General features: G+C 66.4%; 12 protein-coding genes. 2 read left to right on the forward strand and 10 right to left on the reverse strand.

What is annotated here, in order from left to right; genetic code table 11:
• The first annotated feature begins 36 nt into the window (after window positions 1-36).
• Window positions 37-1,350 (forward strand): dicarboxylate/amino acid:cation symporter, encoded by a 1,314-nt coding sequence (locus tag AC1Q7Q_RS10375; RefSeq protein WP_492374521.1) that lies wholly within the window; start codon window positions 37-39, stop codon window positions 1,348-1,350.
• 152 nt (window positions 1,351-1,502) lie between these two features.
• Window positions 1,503-2,387, forward strand: a complete 885-nt coding sequence (locus tag AC1Q7Q_RS10380) for an amino acid ABC transporter substrate-binding protein (RefSeq protein ID WP_492374544.1) — start codon at window positions 1,503-1,505, stop codon at window positions 2,385-2,387.
• A gap of 90 nt (window positions 2,388-2,477) precedes the next feature.
• Here the strand turns inward: AC1Q7Q_RS10380 and AC1Q7Q_RS10385 are convergent, their stop codons facing one another.
• From AC1Q7Q_RS10385 to AC1Q7Q_RS10430, 10 genes are all read right to left on the reverse strand, one after another.
• Window positions 2,478-3,719, reverse strand: a complete 1,242-nt coding sequence (locus AC1Q7Q_RS10385; RefSeq protein WP_492374522.1) for a polyhydroxyalkanoate depolymerase — start codon at window positions 3,717-3,719, stop codon at window positions 2,478-2,480.
• A 119-nt stretch (window positions 3,720-3,838) separates the two neighbouring features.
• The gene (locus AC1Q7Q_RS10390) at window positions 3,839-5,197 is read right to left on the reverse strand and encodes a sigma-54-dependent transcriptional regulator (protein WP_492374523.1); all 1,359 of its coding nucleotides are present in this window, start codon (window positions 5,195-5,197) and stop codon (window positions 3,839-3,841) included.
• Entirely contained in the window at window positions 5,190-6,965 is a 1,776-nt protein-coding gene (locus tag AC1Q7Q_RS10395) for a sensor histidine kinase (protein WP_492374524.1), read from the reverse strand. Before AC1Q7Q_RS10395 ends, AC1Q7Q_RS10390 begins: the two co-directional genes overlap by 8 nt.
• Before the next feature lie 196 nt (window positions 6,966-7,161).
• Window positions 7,162-8,157, reverse strand: coding sequence for a cytochrome d ubiquinol oxidase subunit II (locus tag AC1Q7Q_RS10400; protein ID WP_492374545.1), 996 nt, complete (start codon window positions 8,155-8,157; stop codon window positions 7,162-7,164).
• A gap of 5 nt (window positions 8,158-8,162) precedes the next feature.
• Entirely contained in the window at window positions 8,163-9,566 is a 1,404-nt protein-coding gene (locus AC1Q7Q_RS10405; protein ID WP_492374525.1) for a cytochrome ubiquinol oxidase subunit I, read from the reverse strand.
• A gap of 85 nt (window positions 9,567-9,651) precedes the next feature.
• Window positions 9,652-10,311, reverse strand: a complete 660-nt coding sequence (locus AC1Q7Q_RS10410) for a DUF6781 family protein (protein WP_492387157.1) — start codon at window positions 10,309-10,311, stop codon at window positions 9,652-9,654.
• Between the two features lie 66 nt (window positions 10,312-10,377).
• Window positions 10,378-11,124 carry an acetoacetyl-CoA reductase gene (phbB, locus tag AC1Q7Q_RS10415; RefSeq protein WP_043354246.1) on the reverse strand — a complete coding sequence of 249 codons (747 nt, stop codon included), beginning with the start codon at window positions 11,122-11,124 and terminating at the stop codon, window positions 10,378-10,380.
• Between the two features lie 54 nt (window positions 11,125-11,178).
• Window positions 11,179-12,354 (reverse strand): acetyl-CoA C-acetyltransferase, encoded by a 1,176-nt coding sequence (locus AC1Q7Q_RS10420; protein ID WP_492374527.1) that lies wholly within the window; start codon window positions 12,352-12,354, stop codon window positions 11,179-11,181.
• Between the two features lie 70 nt (window positions 12,355-12,424).
• Window positions 12,425-14,116: a class I poly(R)-hydroxyalkanoic acid synthase gene (phaC, locus tag AC1Q7Q_RS10425; RefSeq protein ID WP_492374528.1), complete on the reverse strand. Its 1,692-nt coding sequence runs from the start codon at window positions 14,114-14,116 to the stop codon at window positions 12,425-12,427.
• A 65-nt stretch (window positions 14,117-14,181) separates the two neighbouring features.
• Window positions 14,182-15,540: an NAD(P)/FAD-dependent oxidoreductase gene (locus AC1Q7Q_RS10430; protein WP_492374529.1), complete on the reverse strand. Its 1,359-nt coding sequence runs from the start codon at window positions 15,538-15,540 to the stop codon at window positions 14,182-14,184.
• Window positions 15,541-15,552: the final 12 nt, after the last annotated feature.

Raw genomic sequence — 15,552 nt, forward strand, 5'->3', positions numbered from 1 at the left:
CGGAAAAGCAGGCTCGCAAGAATCCAAGGAGCAGTCATGAAAAAAAAGCGCCCAATCACCACCTACATCGTCATCGCGATGATCCTCGGCGTTATCGTCGGCTATAGCTGTAACAAGGCCTTCCCGGATCCCGGTACCGCCAAGGAGATCGCCGGCTATATATCGATCTTCACCGATGTCTTCCTGCGCCTGATCAAGATGATCATCGCACCGCTGGTGTTCTCCACGCTGGTGGTTGGCATCGCGCACATGGGCGATGCGAGCACCGTTGGCCGCGTCGGCGTGAAGGCGCTCGGCTGGTTTATCGTGGCTTCGTTTCTCTCGCTCACGCTGGGCCTGATCCTGGCCACCCTGCTGCAGCCCGGCCACAACATCGGCCTGCCGTTGCCGGACGTGGGGGCGGCTACCAACCTGAAGACCAACGCCTTCACGCTGAAGGATTTCATTACGCACCTGGTGCCGAGGTCCGTGGCGGAGGCCATGGCCACCAATGAAATCCTGCAGATCGTGGTGTTCTCGATCTTCTTCGGCACCGCGCTGTCGACCCTGGGGGAGACGGGCAAGCGGCTGGCCGGCGTCATCGACGACCTGGCGCAGACCATGCTGAAGATCACCGGCGCCGTGATGTGGATGGCGCCGCTGGCGGTGTTCGCGGCCATTGCTTCCACCGTGACCACGCAAGGACTGGGCATTCTCATCACCTTCGCGAAGTTCATGGGCAGCTTCTATCTTGGCCTGCTGGTGCTGTGGGGCCTGCTGGTGGCGGCCGGGTTCTTCTTCCTGGGCAAGCGGGTGTTCACGCTGATCCGGCTGATTCGCGAGCCCTTCCTGCTGTCCTTTTCCACGGCCAGCTCGGAGGCCGCCTACCCGAAGATGCTCACCGCGCTGGACCGGTTCGGCGTCAGCCGCAAGATCTCCAGCTTTGTGCTGCCGATGGGCTACTCCTTCAACCTCGACGGCACCATGATGTATTGCACGTTCGCCGTGCTGTTCATTGCGCAGGCCTACGACATTCACCTGCCGATCGGTACCCAGATCACCATGCTGCTGCTGCTCATGCTGACGTCAAAAGGCATGGCCGGGGTGCCGCGCGCATCGCTGGTGGTGATTGCCGCCACGCTGAACCAGTTCGGCATTCCGGAAGCTGGCTTGCTGCTGATCATGGGGGTCGACCAGTTCCTGGACATGGGCCGCTCGGCGACCAATGCGGTAGGCAACTCGATTGCCGCTGCCGTGGTGGCGAAGTGGGAGGGCCAGCTGGCGAGCGAGTCGGATCTGGACGGCGAGGGCGACAGCACGGCATCGGACGCGCGCGCCCCGCTCGGAAAGCCGGGCGCGGTCCAGGCCTGAGCGGCCAGCGCGGGAGGGTGCCTCGCAGGCGGCCTCCCGCATGGTGTGCCGGGCATTGTGCGAACGATCACTGCAGGAGTGCAAATCAAATGCGTTCAAATGGAGCACGCGTGGGTGGCGGGCGCAGCAGCCGCGGCGGCCGGCAAATCGTGATGTGGGCGGCCGTTGCGCTGTGCGCGGCATTGGCCGCCGGCGCGGCGTTGGCGCAACAGGCGGGGGAACTGGCCGGCACGCTGAAGAAGGCGAAGGAAATCGGCACCCTGACCATCGGCTATCGCGAGTCGTCCTTGCCATTCTCGTACCTGGACCGGCTTGGCAAGCCGGTCGGCTATTCCATCGATATCTGCCGCGCGATTGTGGATGCGGTGGCGGCGGAGGTGGGCCGCGAGGTCGGCATTCAATGGACGCCAGTCACCTCGGACAATCGATTCGATGCGGTCACGTCCGGCAAGGTCGACCTGGAATGCGGCTCGACCACCAGGAACGTCGAGCGCCTGAAGCGCGTGTCGTTCTCACCGGTGATCTTCGTGGCCGGGACCAAGCTGATGGTGCCGAAGGGATCGCCGATCAAGTCGTTCAAGGACCTGAAGGGGAAGACCGTGGTCGCGACCGGCGGCACCACGAACGTGGAGGCGCTTGAGCGGCTATCGGCTCGCTTCGGCCTGCAGCTGAACGTCATCAAGGCACGGGACCATGCCGATGCGTTCCAGGTTTTGCAGCACGGTGGCGCGGACGCCTATGCGGGGGATGATGTGCTGTTGTATGGTTTTTTGCGCAGCAGCAGCGCCGGCGGCAGGTTCCAGATCGTCGGCGATTTCCTCTCCTACGATCCCTACGGGATCATGTTCCGCAAGGGCGATCCGCAGTTCGCCGCCGTGGTGGACAAGGCGGTGCGCGAGATGGCCGTGTCCGGGGAACTGGATCGCACGTACAAGCAATGGTTCATGAACAAGCTGCCCACCGGTGAGCGGCTCGGGTTGCCCATGAGCGCGCAGCTCGATGAGCTGATACGGGCCATCCCGGACCAGTCGGATTAAGCCGCTCGCGCATCCAGGGTTTCACGCCATCGCTGGGGAGCGCCGCTCAAGGGCGCGCTCCTCGGCCCTTGGAATGGCGAGCCGGACTGCTCAGCGATAGCTGGCGATGAACGCGCGCAGCTGCGGATAGATCTCCTCGCGCCAGCGCCGGCCGGAGAAAATGCCGTAGTGCCCGCAGCCCTGCGCTGTCACATGCTGCTTGCGCGCGCCGGGAATGCCCGCGCAAAGATCGTGCGCCGCCGCGGTCTGGCCCGCTCCCGTGATGTCGTCCAGTTCGCCCTCGATGGTCAGCAGCGCCGCGCCGGTGATGTCCTGCGGCCGTACCGGCTTGCCGTCGATCTCCCAGGTGCCGCTGGCCAGCCGGAATTCCTGGAACACATCGCGGATCGTATCCAGGTAATACTCGGCGGCCATGTCGAGCACGGCGTTGTACTCGTCATAGAAGCGCACGTGAGCCTCGGCGTCGTCCAGGTCGCCATCGACCAGGTTCTGGTAGTAGTCGTAGTGCGAGGAGAGGTGGCGATCCGGGTTGGTGGCAACAAAGCCGGCGTGCTGCAGGAAGCCCGGGTAGACCTTGCGGCCGTGTCCCGGGTAGTTGGCCGGCACGGCATGAATCACGTTGTTCTCGAACCACGCGAAGGACTTGTCGGTGGCCAGCGCGTTCACGGCAGTGGGGCTGCGGCGCGCATCGATCGGGCCGCCCATCATGGTCATGGTCCGCGGCGTGGCCTCACCGGCGGAAGCCAGCAGCGAGATGGCGGCAAGCACAGGCACGGCCGGCTGGCACACGGAGATGACATGGAGGTTTTCCGCGCCGATGTGGCGGATGAAGTCCTGAATGTAGTGTACGTAGTCGGTCAGGTGGAACGGGCCGTCCTCCGCCGGCACCATGCGGGCATCGATCCAGTCGGTCACGTAGACCTTGTGATGCTGCAGCAGGGTTCGCACCGTATCGCGCAGCAGGGTTGCATGATGGCCTGACAGCGGGGCGCACACCAGCACCACCGGCTCGTCCTTCAGCCACTGGATGACCTGCGGATCGTCGGCATAGCGCTTGAAGCGCAGCAGCTTGCAGAAGGGCTTCTCCACGATGGTCTGCTCGACGATGGGAACGTCCCGCCCGTGGCATTGCACCGACTTGATGTCGAAGGGCGGCTTCTTGTAATCCTTGCCGAGGCGGTAGAGCAGTTCGTAGCCGGCGGCCATCCGGTTGGCGCCCGGCATCATGGACAGCGGGCTGAGCGGATTGGTAAAGGTGCGCGACGTGGCTTGCGCCAGTGCGGTGAGCGGCAACAGCAAGGCGCTCTTGAGTTCGTGGAATTGGTAAAGCATGGGGAATACCTGTCAGTCTTGAAAATAGGGGGCGTCCCCCGCGCGACCGGGGGCGATGGTGGATCAGTTGGATCAGTTGGGCCAGTTGGCTCAGTTGGCTCAGTTGGATTACGCCTGGGTCACTCCTCGGCCTGCACCTTGTCATAGGCGATTTGCAGACGGCGCAGCTTGGAGTACAGCGTTTGCTTGGGGATGGAAAGTGCCCTGGCGGTAGCCGCCACGTCGCAGTTGTTCCGCTTGAGTTCCTCCATGACAACCACCCGTTCAAACTGTTCGAGCTGGTCGGGCAGGCTGTTGCCGTGCTCGGCATGGCCGCCGTGCAGCTCGAAATCATCGGACAGCAGCCCGAGCACGAAACGGTCGGCCACATTACGCAGCTCCCGCACGTTGCCAGGCCATGAATGGGACAGCAGCAGCTCGAACTGCGCGTTCCCGAGCACCGGCGCCGGCCGGTTGAAGCGGGTAGCGGCCTGCAGGATGAGATGCTCGAACAGCAGCGGGATATCTTCGCGCCGCTCGCGCAGTGGTGGCAGGTCGATAAAGGCCACGCCGATGCGGTAGTACAGGTCGGCACGGAACTTCTTTTGCTCGCTGAGGAGTTTCAGGTCTTCCTTGCTGGCGGCAATGACCCGGCAATCCACCGCGATGGGCTCGTTCGACCCCACCCGTTCGATGGAGCGCTCCTGCAGCGCGCGCAGGAACTTGACCTGCACCGACATCGGCATGCTCTCGATCTCGTCGAGAAACAGGGTGCCCCCCTGCGCATGCTCGAACTTGCCGCAACGCCGCCGCGTGGCGCCCGTGAAGGAACCCACCTCATGCCCGAACAGCTCGCTCTCGGCCAGGGCTTCGGGCAGGCCGCCGCAGTTCAGCGGCACGAAGTTGCCGGTGCGGCGCGCGCTATGGTCATGCAGGCAGCGCGCCACCAGGTCCTTGCCCGTGCCGGTCTCGCCATAGATCACCACGTCCGCGGGCGCATCGGCCAGCGCGCGCACGGCGCGGCGCACCCGCTCCATCTGCGCGGAGCGTCCGATCAGGCAGGCCTGGATCCCCTGCCAGCTTTCCAGCTGCTCGCGCAGGCCCAGCACTTCCAGGCTGAGCTTGCGCCGGTCGGCGGCGCGCCTGACCACGGAGACCAGCCGCTCGGAGGAGCACGGTTTCTCGATAAAGTCGTACGCGCCCTCGCGCATGGCTTGCACCGCCATGGAGATGTCGCCGTGGCCAGTCATCAGGATCACGGGCAGGTCGGGGTCGATGTGCCGGATCTCGTTGAGCCAGGCCACGCCGTTCATGCCCGGCAGCTTCACATCGCAGACCACCACCACCGGCTCGCCGATGCCGATGCTGCTGCGCGCCTGCTCCACCGAGGCAAAGCCGTTCACGGCGAAGCCCGCCAGCTCGAGGGCCTGCGAGCTGCCGACCAGCACATCCTCCTCGTCCTCGACAAAAACCACGCGGATGGGATGGGTGTCAGTCATTGGTTTGTCTCTCATGCGACGGCGCCAGCGGCAGCTCGACCACGAACTCGGCACCGGCAGGCGCAAGGTTGCGGGCGTACAGGCGCCCGCCGAATTCGCGCACGATGTGCGCCGAGATCATCAGGCCAAGGCCCAGGCCCTTGCCCGCCGGCTTGGTGGTAATGAATGGGTCGAACAGGCGCGGCAGCACGTCGGGATGGATGCCGGGGCCGGTGTCGCGGATGGTGATGATGCAGAGTTGGTCCTGCCGGGCCGCATGGATCTCCAGATCCCGCACCGGCGCGCCCGACAAGGCATCGGCGGCATTGCCCAGCAGGTTGACCAGCACCTGCTCGACGCGGATCTCATCGGCCAGGACGCTGATGTCGTCGGGGTCGATCGCCACGTTGACCGTGATATCGCGCTCCCGCATCCGGGTGCTGACAAGGAGCAGTGCGTCCTGCACCGCCTGGCGTACCAGGACCGGCTGCACCGCATCCTGGGACTTGAAGGCAAAGACCTTGAGCTGCTGCGTCAGCCGGCCGAGGCGATCGATCAGCTTGGCGATGCGCTGGAGGTTGCCCGCCACATCCTTGAGCCTGCCTTTTTCCAGCAGCACCTCGGCATTGTCCGACAGCGTGCGCATGGCCGCCAGCGGCTGGTTGAGTTCATGCACCACGCCGGCGGACATCTGCCCGAGCGCGGCCAGCTTGCCGGCGTGGACCAGGTCGCTTTGCAGCGCGCGCAGCTCGGCCGTGCGCTCCAGCACCTTGGCCTCCAGGCCATCGTGCGCGGCGCGCAGCGCGCGTTGCGCGGCGGCTTGTTGTTGCGCGGCGCGCAGGCGTAGCGCAATCACCAGCGCCAGCAGCAGGATCACCATGCAGGCCAGGAGAGCGCCGATGGCGGCGTTGCGGGCCAGGTTGCGCGCCGGCAGTTCGTCATCCAGCAGCATGATGCGCCAGAGGCCATGGTTGACCGTGCGCTCCGAGGCCAGGTAATCCACGCCATCCAGGCGCACGCGCGTGGTGTGCGCATCCAGCCTGGCGCGTACCTGCCAGTCCAGGGGCATCAGGTCGGACTTGCCGTAGGTGCGCGCCAGGCCGGCCTCGGCCAGCATCGCTTGCGTCAGCGGCGCCAGCGGACGCAGCCGCCACGGCGCAAGCGACGCCAGGATGACCACATCGCGGGCATCGACCACCATCACCTTGCCCGGGATCTGGACCCAGTTGCGTTCCACCGCGTCGAGGTTGACCTTGACCGTGGCCACGCCGCGCTGCGCGCCGCCTTGCTGCAGCGCGTAGGCGAGGTAATAGCCGGGCCGGCCGGAGGTAAACCCTACGCCGTAGAAGCGGCCCCGGCCGTGCTCGAGCGCATCGCGCATATACGGCCGGAACGAGAGATCCGCGCCCACCGGGGTGCCCGGCTGGTCCCAGTCGGCCGCCGCCAGGGTCAGGCCGGAGCGCTGGGTGACGTACAGGTTGTCCGCGCCGGCGGTTGCGGTGATGCCGTGCAGGTAACGGCTGACCTGCCGCTTGAGCGCCACGTCATCGGGCCGGCTGAGCAACGCGAAGACATCCGTGGTGGATTCGAGCAACGATGGCAGGTAGTCGAACCGGGACAGCTCGCCGTCAAGCCGCGCGGACACGACATCGAGGCGATGCTGGGCGGCAACCCGCAGCTGATCGAGCCCGGCGCGCAACGCCATGACATAGGCTAGCCACGTGGCCAGCGCGATCGCTACCAATGCCATACCGCACCAGATCCCCATGCGCATACGGCCGAGATTCATGTCGCGAGCCCTTTCTCCGCGGTCCTCAAGGATGCAGGACTTGTCGTCCGGATACCAGTGATAGAAGCGAGACCTGTGCTCGTCCAGGCACAGGTCAGGTGAATGCAGTGTACTCCCGGAGCACGGCCGCGCGAAGCCCGCGCAGCCGTCGGCGGGGCCTTGCGTTGTGTCGCGCCGCAGCATGTTCCAGGGCCAGCTAGGCATAGCGGAGTTCGCCGGTCTTGCCACGGAATACCCGGTACGAGAACACCGTGTAGCCGGCAATGGCCGGCACCGAGATGCACACGCCCACCAGGATCACCTTCAAGGCCTCCGGGCTGCTGGCGGCCTGCCAGATCGTCAGGCGGTGGATCACGACAAACGGAAAGATGCTGTAGGCCAGCCCGAGGAAGCTGAGCACAAAGACCCCGATCAGCAGCACGAAGGGCAGCCAGCTCACCGGCCCGCGTACCACGCGGGTGTTCAGCAGCATGCGCACGGCCACGAGCGCGACGCCGGTCACCAGCGGGATGGAGGCCAGGGCGACAATCTGCGGCAGCACGAACCAGCGCTCGCGCACCGCCGGGCTGATCCAAGGTGTGGCAATCGAGATCAATGCCAGCCCGCAGACCATCGGCGCCCACGCGATCCTGGCCCAGTGCACCGCGCGCTGCTGGAGTTCGCCCTCGGTTTTCATGACGAGCCAGCACGCGCCGAGCAGCACGTAGGCCATCGGCAACGCCACGGCGATGGCCGCAGCGAACAGGGGATAGTTCCAACCGGTACCGAAGCCACTGATGTAACGTCCCAGCATCCATCCTTGCGAGACCGACGCGATCGTCGAGCCGGCGAAGAAGAGGCGGTCCCACACCGGCTTGTGCGCGCTCTTTACCTTCACCCGGAAGTCGAACGCCACGCCGCGCAGGATCAGCCCCACCAGCATCAGCGTGACAGGCAGGTAGAGCTCGGTCAATATGAATCCGTGCGCCTTAGGGAAAGCCACGAGGAGGATGCCGATGCCGAGCACCAGCCAGGTTTCGTTGGCATCCCAGAACGGACCGATCGACGCCACCATGACGTCTTTCTCGGCCGGGGCCGCCCGGTGCATCAGCATGCCGACGCCCAGGTCATAGCCATCGCTGATCACATAGACCAGCATGGCCACGCCCATCAGCGCCATGAAGATCACGGGCAGGGTGTCGTCAAAACGCATCCAGGTCATGGTTGGCTCCCGGCAGGCAAGGGGCGCGCGGCGATCGTGCCGGACGCCGGCGTGGGTTGTCCGGCGTGATCGGCCCCGAGCGGGGCTTCCGGTTTCTCCGCCAGGTACTTGAGCACGCTGACATAGGCGACGATCAGCGCGAGGTACACCGTCGCAAACAGCGTCAGTGTCAGGGCGATATGGGGCGCCGGCACGTTGGAGGCAACGTCGGCGGTGCGTACCAGGCCGTAGACGATAAAAGGCTGGCGTCCGATCTCGGTGACGTACCAGCCGGCCACCGTGGCAATCCAGCCGGAGAAGGTCATGCCTGCGAATCCCCACAGCAGCGCGCGCGGCAGCCGCTGCGGCTGCCAGCCGGCGCGGCGGTACCACCACCAGCCCAGCCAGCTGGCCGCCAGCATCAGCACCCCCATGCCCACCATCACGCGAAACGCGAAGAACAGCGGGAGGACGGGCGGATGCGCGTCGCCGAACGTGTTCAGCCCGCGGATCTCGCCGTCAGCGCGGTGCGTCAGGATCAGGCTGGCGAGATGCGGGATGCCGATCGCCGCGCGGTTGGTGCGGGCGCCGGCATCGGGAATGGCGAAAAGCAGCAAGGGCGCGCCGCGCTCGGTCTCCCACACGCCCTCCATGGCCGCGATCTTCTGGGGCTGGTGCTCAAGCGTGTTGAGCCCGTGCATATCGCCGATCACGATCTGCAGGGGGATCGCGACAGCGGCGAGGGTCAGCCCGACCCGCAGCACCTTGGGCGCGGACAGCTGTCCGGTGCCCTTGAGCAACTGCCACGCGCTCAGCCCCGCGAGCAGGAAGGCGCAGGTCAGCGCCGAGGCCAGCAGCATATGGCAGAAGCGGTAGGGGAAGGAGGGGTTGAAGATGATGGCGAGCCAGCTGTGCACATGGAACTCGCCATGGATGATCTCGTAGCCCTGTGGCGTCTGCATCCAGGAATTCAGCGCCAGGATCCAGAAGGCGCTGAGCGTGGTGCCGAAGGCGACGAAGAAGGTCGACATCAGGTGTATCCGCTCGCCCACCTTGCCGTGGCCGAACAGCATCACGCCAAGAAAGCCGGCTTCGAGAAAGAACGCGGTCAGCACTTCATAGGCGAGCAGGGGCCCGGCAATATTGCCGACCGTTTCCATGAAGCCAGGCCAGTTGGTGCCGAACTGGAAGCTCATGGTGATGCCGCTGACCACGCCAAGCGCAAACGTCAGCGCGAACACCTTGGTCCAGAACCGGTAAGCATTCAGCCAGGCATGGCGCAGCGGTGGCGTGTCCGCCTTCAGATAGCGCCAGCGGAAGAACAGCAGCAACCATCCCAGGGCAATGCTGATGGTCGGGAACAAGATATGGAAGGTGATGTTGGCAGCAAACTGCATGCGCGCCAGCAGGATGGGATCCATCTGTCCGGGCTCCTCCGTGGGTTGTGGACGGGACGCCGCGCGTGCGGCGTCCCGGTTGCTGCATGGCGGCGTGGCTACCGCGAGGTCAGCGCTTGCCTTCGCCGTTCAGGCCGTTCGACATGCCGATCAGCACGCCGCTGACCAGCGTGGCGTAGTGCTCGAGCCAGGCTTCGGTGCTGCTTTGCGCAAAGGCCCGTCCCTCGCGCGCGAGCTCGCGCGCCTGGGTGGTCAGTTGCTCGACCACTGCCGTGGCGCTGGCGCCGGTCGCCGTGCCTTTGAGCTTCATGCCCTCCAGCACCGACGACCACGGCCCCTGCACTGACTGCGGCAACTCGCCGATGGATTTGGCCACCGTGCCCAACAGCGCGTCCTCCATCTTCTCGATGTCGGCCACGGCCTTCTTGAGGTGGGTCTCGCGCAATTGCGCGCCCTGGTCGACGATCTGCTGCAACGCCCGGCGATTGGCTTCCACCGCCTGCACCAGCGCGGCGTCCATGCCCTGCGCGACCTGGGACAACATCGGCTCCAGCCCCGGCCCGGCGAGCCCGCTGCTGGCCGCCCCGGCGGAGGCCGCCTGGGTGACCATCTTCAGCGTGTCCTTGATGCTCTTCAGGGTCAGCTCCCGGCCTTGCAACGCCTTGAGGGTCGCTTGCTGGACCGCCTGTTGCAGGGATTCGCCTTGCTTTTGCGACGATTGCGCGAACTGCTTGATCAGCGCGTCGTGATCGATGCCCATGGATTTCATATGGTCTCCGGTTGCTGCCTTGCCTTGCTGTTGTCTTGCCAGATGGCCGTCATCGCTGCGCCCGCGTCACTGCATGTGCTGGCCGCCGTTGATGGCGATGTTGGCGCCGGTCAGGAAGGCGGCTTCTTCCGAGGCCAGGTAGATGATCAGGCCCGCCACTTCCTCCGGCTTGCCCAGGCGGCCTACCGGGATCTGCGGGAGAATCTTGGTATTCAGGATCTCCTCGGGAATGGCAGTGACCATCTTGGTCCCGATGTAGCCGGGCGAGATGGTGTTGACCGTCACGCCTTTCCTGGCGACCTCCAGGGCCAGTGCCTTGGTAAAGCCGTGCACGCCGGCCTTGGCGGCCGAATAGTTGGTCTGGCCGAACGCGCCCTTGGAGCCGTTGACCGACGACACGTTGATCACGCGGCCCCAGCCGCGCTCGACCATGCCGTCCGCGACCTGCTTGGTCATGTTGAACAGGCTGTCCAGGTTGGTGCGCAGCACCATGTCCCAGTTCACCTTGTCCATCTTCTTGAACGTCATGTCGCGCGTGATGCCGGCGTTGTTGACCAGCACATCGACCGGGCCGGCGACTTCCGTCACTGCCGCCACTGCCTTGGCGCACGAATCGATGTCCGCCACATCGCAGGGCACGGCGAGGATGTCGTAGCCGCGTGCCTTCATCTGCTGAACCCATTCGCCATGGGTGGTGTTGCCGGGCGAATAGGTGACCGCCACCCGGTAGCCGGCATCGGCCATCTTGGTGGAAATGGTTTCGCCCAGGCCGCCCATGCCGCCCGTGACCAGTACCACGCGTTGCTTGCTCATGGTTGTTTTCTCCTTGTGGAATGTATGTTGTCTTAGCGATAAATTAGCGCTCGATTAGCGCTCGACGGCCAGCGCCACGCCCATGCCGCCGCCGATGCACAGCGACGCCAGGCCGCGCCTGGCATGGCGCCGCGCCATTTCATGGAGCAGGGTGACCAGGATGCGGCAGCCGGACGCGCCGATGGGATGGCCGATGGCAATGGCGCCGCCATTGACGTTGATCTTGCTGGCGTCCCAGTCCATTTCCTGGTTGACCGCGCACGCCTGGGCGGCGAAGGCCTCGTTGATTTCCATCAGGTCCAGGTCGTTGATGCTCCAGCCCGCCTTGTGCAGGCAACGCTGCGAGGCCGGGACCGGGCCCATGCCCATGATCGTGGGATCAAGCCCGGCGCTGGCATAGGAGGCGATGCGGGCCAGCGGCGTCAGCCCCAGCTCGCGCGCCTTGCTGGCCGACATCATCAGCACCGCCGCCGCGCCGTCGTTCAGGCCGGAGGCATTGCCCGCAGTGACGGAGCCGGCCTTGTCGAACGCCGGCCGCAGGCCCGCCAGGGCATCGGCCGTGGTGCCGTGCTTGATGAACTCGTCGGTATCGAACACCACCGTGCCCTTCTTCGAGACGATCGAGACCGGCACGATCTCGTCCTTGAAACGGCCGGTCTTCTGTGCCAGCTCGGCCTTCTGTTGCGACGCGGCCGCGAACGCGTCCTGCTGTTCGCGCGAGATGTTGTAGGCCTTGGCCACGTTCTCGGCGGTGGTGCCCATGTGGTACTGGTTGAAGGCGTCCCACAGGCCGTCGACGATCATGGTGTCGGTCAGCTTCCAGTCGCCCATGCGCTGGCCGTCCCGCGAGCCTGCCAGCACGTGCGGTGACGCGCTCATGTTCTCCTGGCCGCCGGCGATGACGATATCGGCGTCGCCGCACTTGATGGCCTGGGCCGCCAGGTGCACGGCCTTCAGGCCGGAGCCGCAGACCTTGCCGATGGTCATGGCGGGCACGGTGTCGGGCAAGCCGGCCTTGATGGCGGCCTGGCGCGCGGGGTTCTGCCCGCTGCCAGCGGTCAGCACCTGGCCCAGCAGCACTTCGTCGACCATCTCGGGTTTCAGGCCGCTGCGTTCGAGCAAGGCCTTGATGACCGTGGCGCCCAGCTCAGGGGCCGGCACCTTGGCGAGCGATCCGCCGAACTTGCCCACGGCGGTTCTGGCTGCGGCGACGATGACAACATCTTCCATGTGATTCTCCTGGGTGAATCTTGGGGGTAGGGTGGATAGCGGATTGACGGGGCGGCTGGCTGGTTGGTAGCTAGCTGGCCTTCGCCTTGACGTAACGCCCGGGTGCGGGCTCGATCACGGGGTAAGCGGCGTGGCCGGGCGACCGGCGCGCAGCGGTGCGCGCGCCGGCGTGCTGCGCCAGCCAGCGGGTCCAGGCCGGCCACCAGCTGCCTTCGGCGCGCTCGGCGCCGTCGAGCCAGCGTTGCGGATCGCTCTGGAGCGGCCCGGTCCAGTGATGGCGCTTGCCTTTGGCCGGCGGGTTGATCACGCCGGCGATATGGCCGCTGGCGCCCAGCACAAAGGTCGTGGGCCCGCCCAGCAGGCGCGTGGTGGCATAGGCGCTGCCCCACGGCACGATATGGTCGTCATGCGAGGCATAGAGAAAGGCTGGCACCTGGACCTGGGCAAAGTCCACCGGCTCGCCGCACTGCACCGTGCCGCCGGGCACCCGCATACGGTTCTCCAGGTAGGCGTTGCGCAGGTACCAGCAGTACATCGGCCCGGGCAGGTTGGTGTCGTCGCAGTTCCAGGACAGCAGGTCGAACGCGGGCGGCGCGCTCCCCTTCAGGTAGCTGTTGACGGCATAGGGCCAGATCAGGTCGTTGGCGCGCAGCGCCGCGAACACATGGGCCAGCTCGCGGCCGCGCAGCAGCCCGCCGCGGCCGATCGCGGCCTCGTGCATGGCGACCATGGCTTCGTTGACCAGTAGCCCGATCTCGCCCGTGTCGTGGAAATCCAGCATCGTGGTGAGCAGCGTGACGCTGGCAACCTTGTCCTCGGCGCGCGCGGCGGCCACGGCCAGCGCGCAGGCCAGCAGCGTGCCGCCCACGCAGAAGCCCAGCGTGTTGACGCGGTCGGCGCCCGTGATGTCCTGCGCCACGTCGATGGCGCGCAGCACGCCTTGCTCGAGATAGTCGTCCCAGGTCAGGTGCGCCTGCGCCTGCGCCACGTTGCGCCAGGACACCAGGAAGACCGTATGTCCTTGCGCCACCGCATGGGCGACGAAGGAGTTCTCGGGCTGCAGGTCGAGGATGTAGAACTTGTTGATGCAGGGTGGCACGATCAGCAGGGGGCGCTGATGGACCTTGCCCGCGCCCGGTGCGTACTGGATGAGCTGCATCAGCTCGTTCTCATGCACCACGGCGCCCGGCGTGGTGGCCACGTTGCGGCCAACCTCGAAGCGCTGCTCATCGGTCATGGACACGCGCCCCTTGGCCAGGTCCTGCAGGAACAGGCGCATGCCTTCCACCAGGCTGGCGCCGCCGGAGTCCACGGCTAGTTGCAGCGCCTCGGGGTTGGTGGCCAGGCAGTTGGCCGGGCTGAGCGCATCCAGCACCTGGCGCAGCGCAAACTGCCACTGGCCTTTGGTCTGCGCATCGGCCGGCGCTTGCTCGATCGCGCCTTGCAGCAGCGTGGCGTAGCTCTGGTAGTGGCGCACCGCCAGCGCGAAGCGCGGGTCATCGCGCCAGGCCTGTGCGGCAAAGCGCCGGTCCGCGGTGCCGGCAGGCTCGCTCGCCGGCCAGAGCGCGCTCATTTGCCTGAGGGCCTGTTCCGGCCAGGCGGCGAGCGCGCGCGCTGCCGCCAGCATGGAGACCGGCGCGGGCGTGCCGTCGGCATCCTGCGGTGCCTGGCCGGGAGCGGCGCCGAACGCGCGCAGCATGGTCTGTTGCGCGCTGAAGAGCTCGGCAATCCAGCGGGAGGGGTCGGGCGTGGGCGTGGTCATGGGGTCCGGATTTGTGCGGTTGCTTGTGCGTGTGCGTGTGTGTTTGCAGGACAGCGGCACCGGGTTCAGTGCAGCTTCACATGTGGCTCGGTGCGCCGGACGATGGAGCGCGCCAGCGCGTCCAGCGCCACCTTGGCAAAGCCGTGCAAGGCCAGTTCGTGCATCTTGTAGAGCGACAGGTACATCATCCGGGCGAACAGTCCCTCCACCATCAGGCTGCCGCCGATCAGGCCGCCCATCATGTTGCCCACGGTGCTGAACTCGCCCAGCGACACCAGCGAGCCGAAGTCGCGGTAGCGGTAGTCGGCCAGCGGCTTGCCCGCCATGCGGGCGCGGACCTGCCTGACCATGTGCGAGGCCTGCTGGTGCGCGGCCTGGGCGCGCGGCGGCACGAACCCGCCCTTGCCCTGATTGGCCTCGGGCCACGCGCACGCCGCGCAATCGCCGATCGCGAAGATGTTCTCGTCGCGGCTGGCCTGCAGCGTGGGATGCACCACAAGCTGGTTGATGCGGTTGGTTTCAAGGCCCGCCAGGTCCTTGAGAAAGTCGGGTGCTTTCACGCCCGCCGCCCATACCACCAGTTCCGCCGGCAGCAGGCGGCCATCGCCCAGCAGCACGCCGCCGGGCAGCACCTCGGCCACCTTGGCGTCGGTAAGTACTTCCACGCCCAGCTTGCGCAGCAGGCCCTGCGTGGCGCTTGAGAGGCGCGGCGGCAGCGCCGGCAGCACGCGCGGCGCGGCTTCGATCAGCGTGACGCGGATGTCCTTGTCGGCGTCGACCCGGTCCAGGCCGAAGGCCACCACCTCGCGGGTGGTGCGGTGCAGCTCGGCCGCCAGTTCCACCCCGGTGGCGCCGGCGCCGATGATGGCAACGTGCAGCTGCTGGGCCAGCAGGGGCGCGGTCTGCGCATGCGCGCGGATGCAGGCATTGACCATGCGCGAGTGAAAGCGCAGCGCGTCCGCCGCGGACTCCAGCCGCATGGCGTGCTCGTAGACGCCAGGGGTGCCGAAGTCGTTGCTCTGGCTGCCCACCGCGATAATCAGCGTGTCATAGCCAAAGGTGCGCGGCGGCGTGATCTGCGTGCCTTCGTCATCCACATAGGGCGCCACCAGCACCTCCTGGCGCTCCCGGTCCAGTCCCACCATCTCGCCGACGCGGTAGCGGAAGTGGTGCCAGTGCGATTGCGCGAGATAGCCCACTTCATGGGCGCTCATGTCCATGCTGCCGGCGGCGATCTCGTGCAGCTTGGGCTTCCACACGTGGGTGCGGGTTTTCTCGATCAGGGTGACTTCGGCTTGCCGGCGCCGACCAAGGGTGTTGCCCAGCCGGGTGGCCAGCTCAAGCCCGCCAGCGCCGCCGCCGACGATGACGATGCGGTGCGGTGCCTTGACGCTGGCGTCGGGACGATAGGTGGAAGGTTTCATCGCGGCCTGCCG

This window comes from Cupriavidus sp. GW823-FHT07A04 (assembly GCF_058794615.1).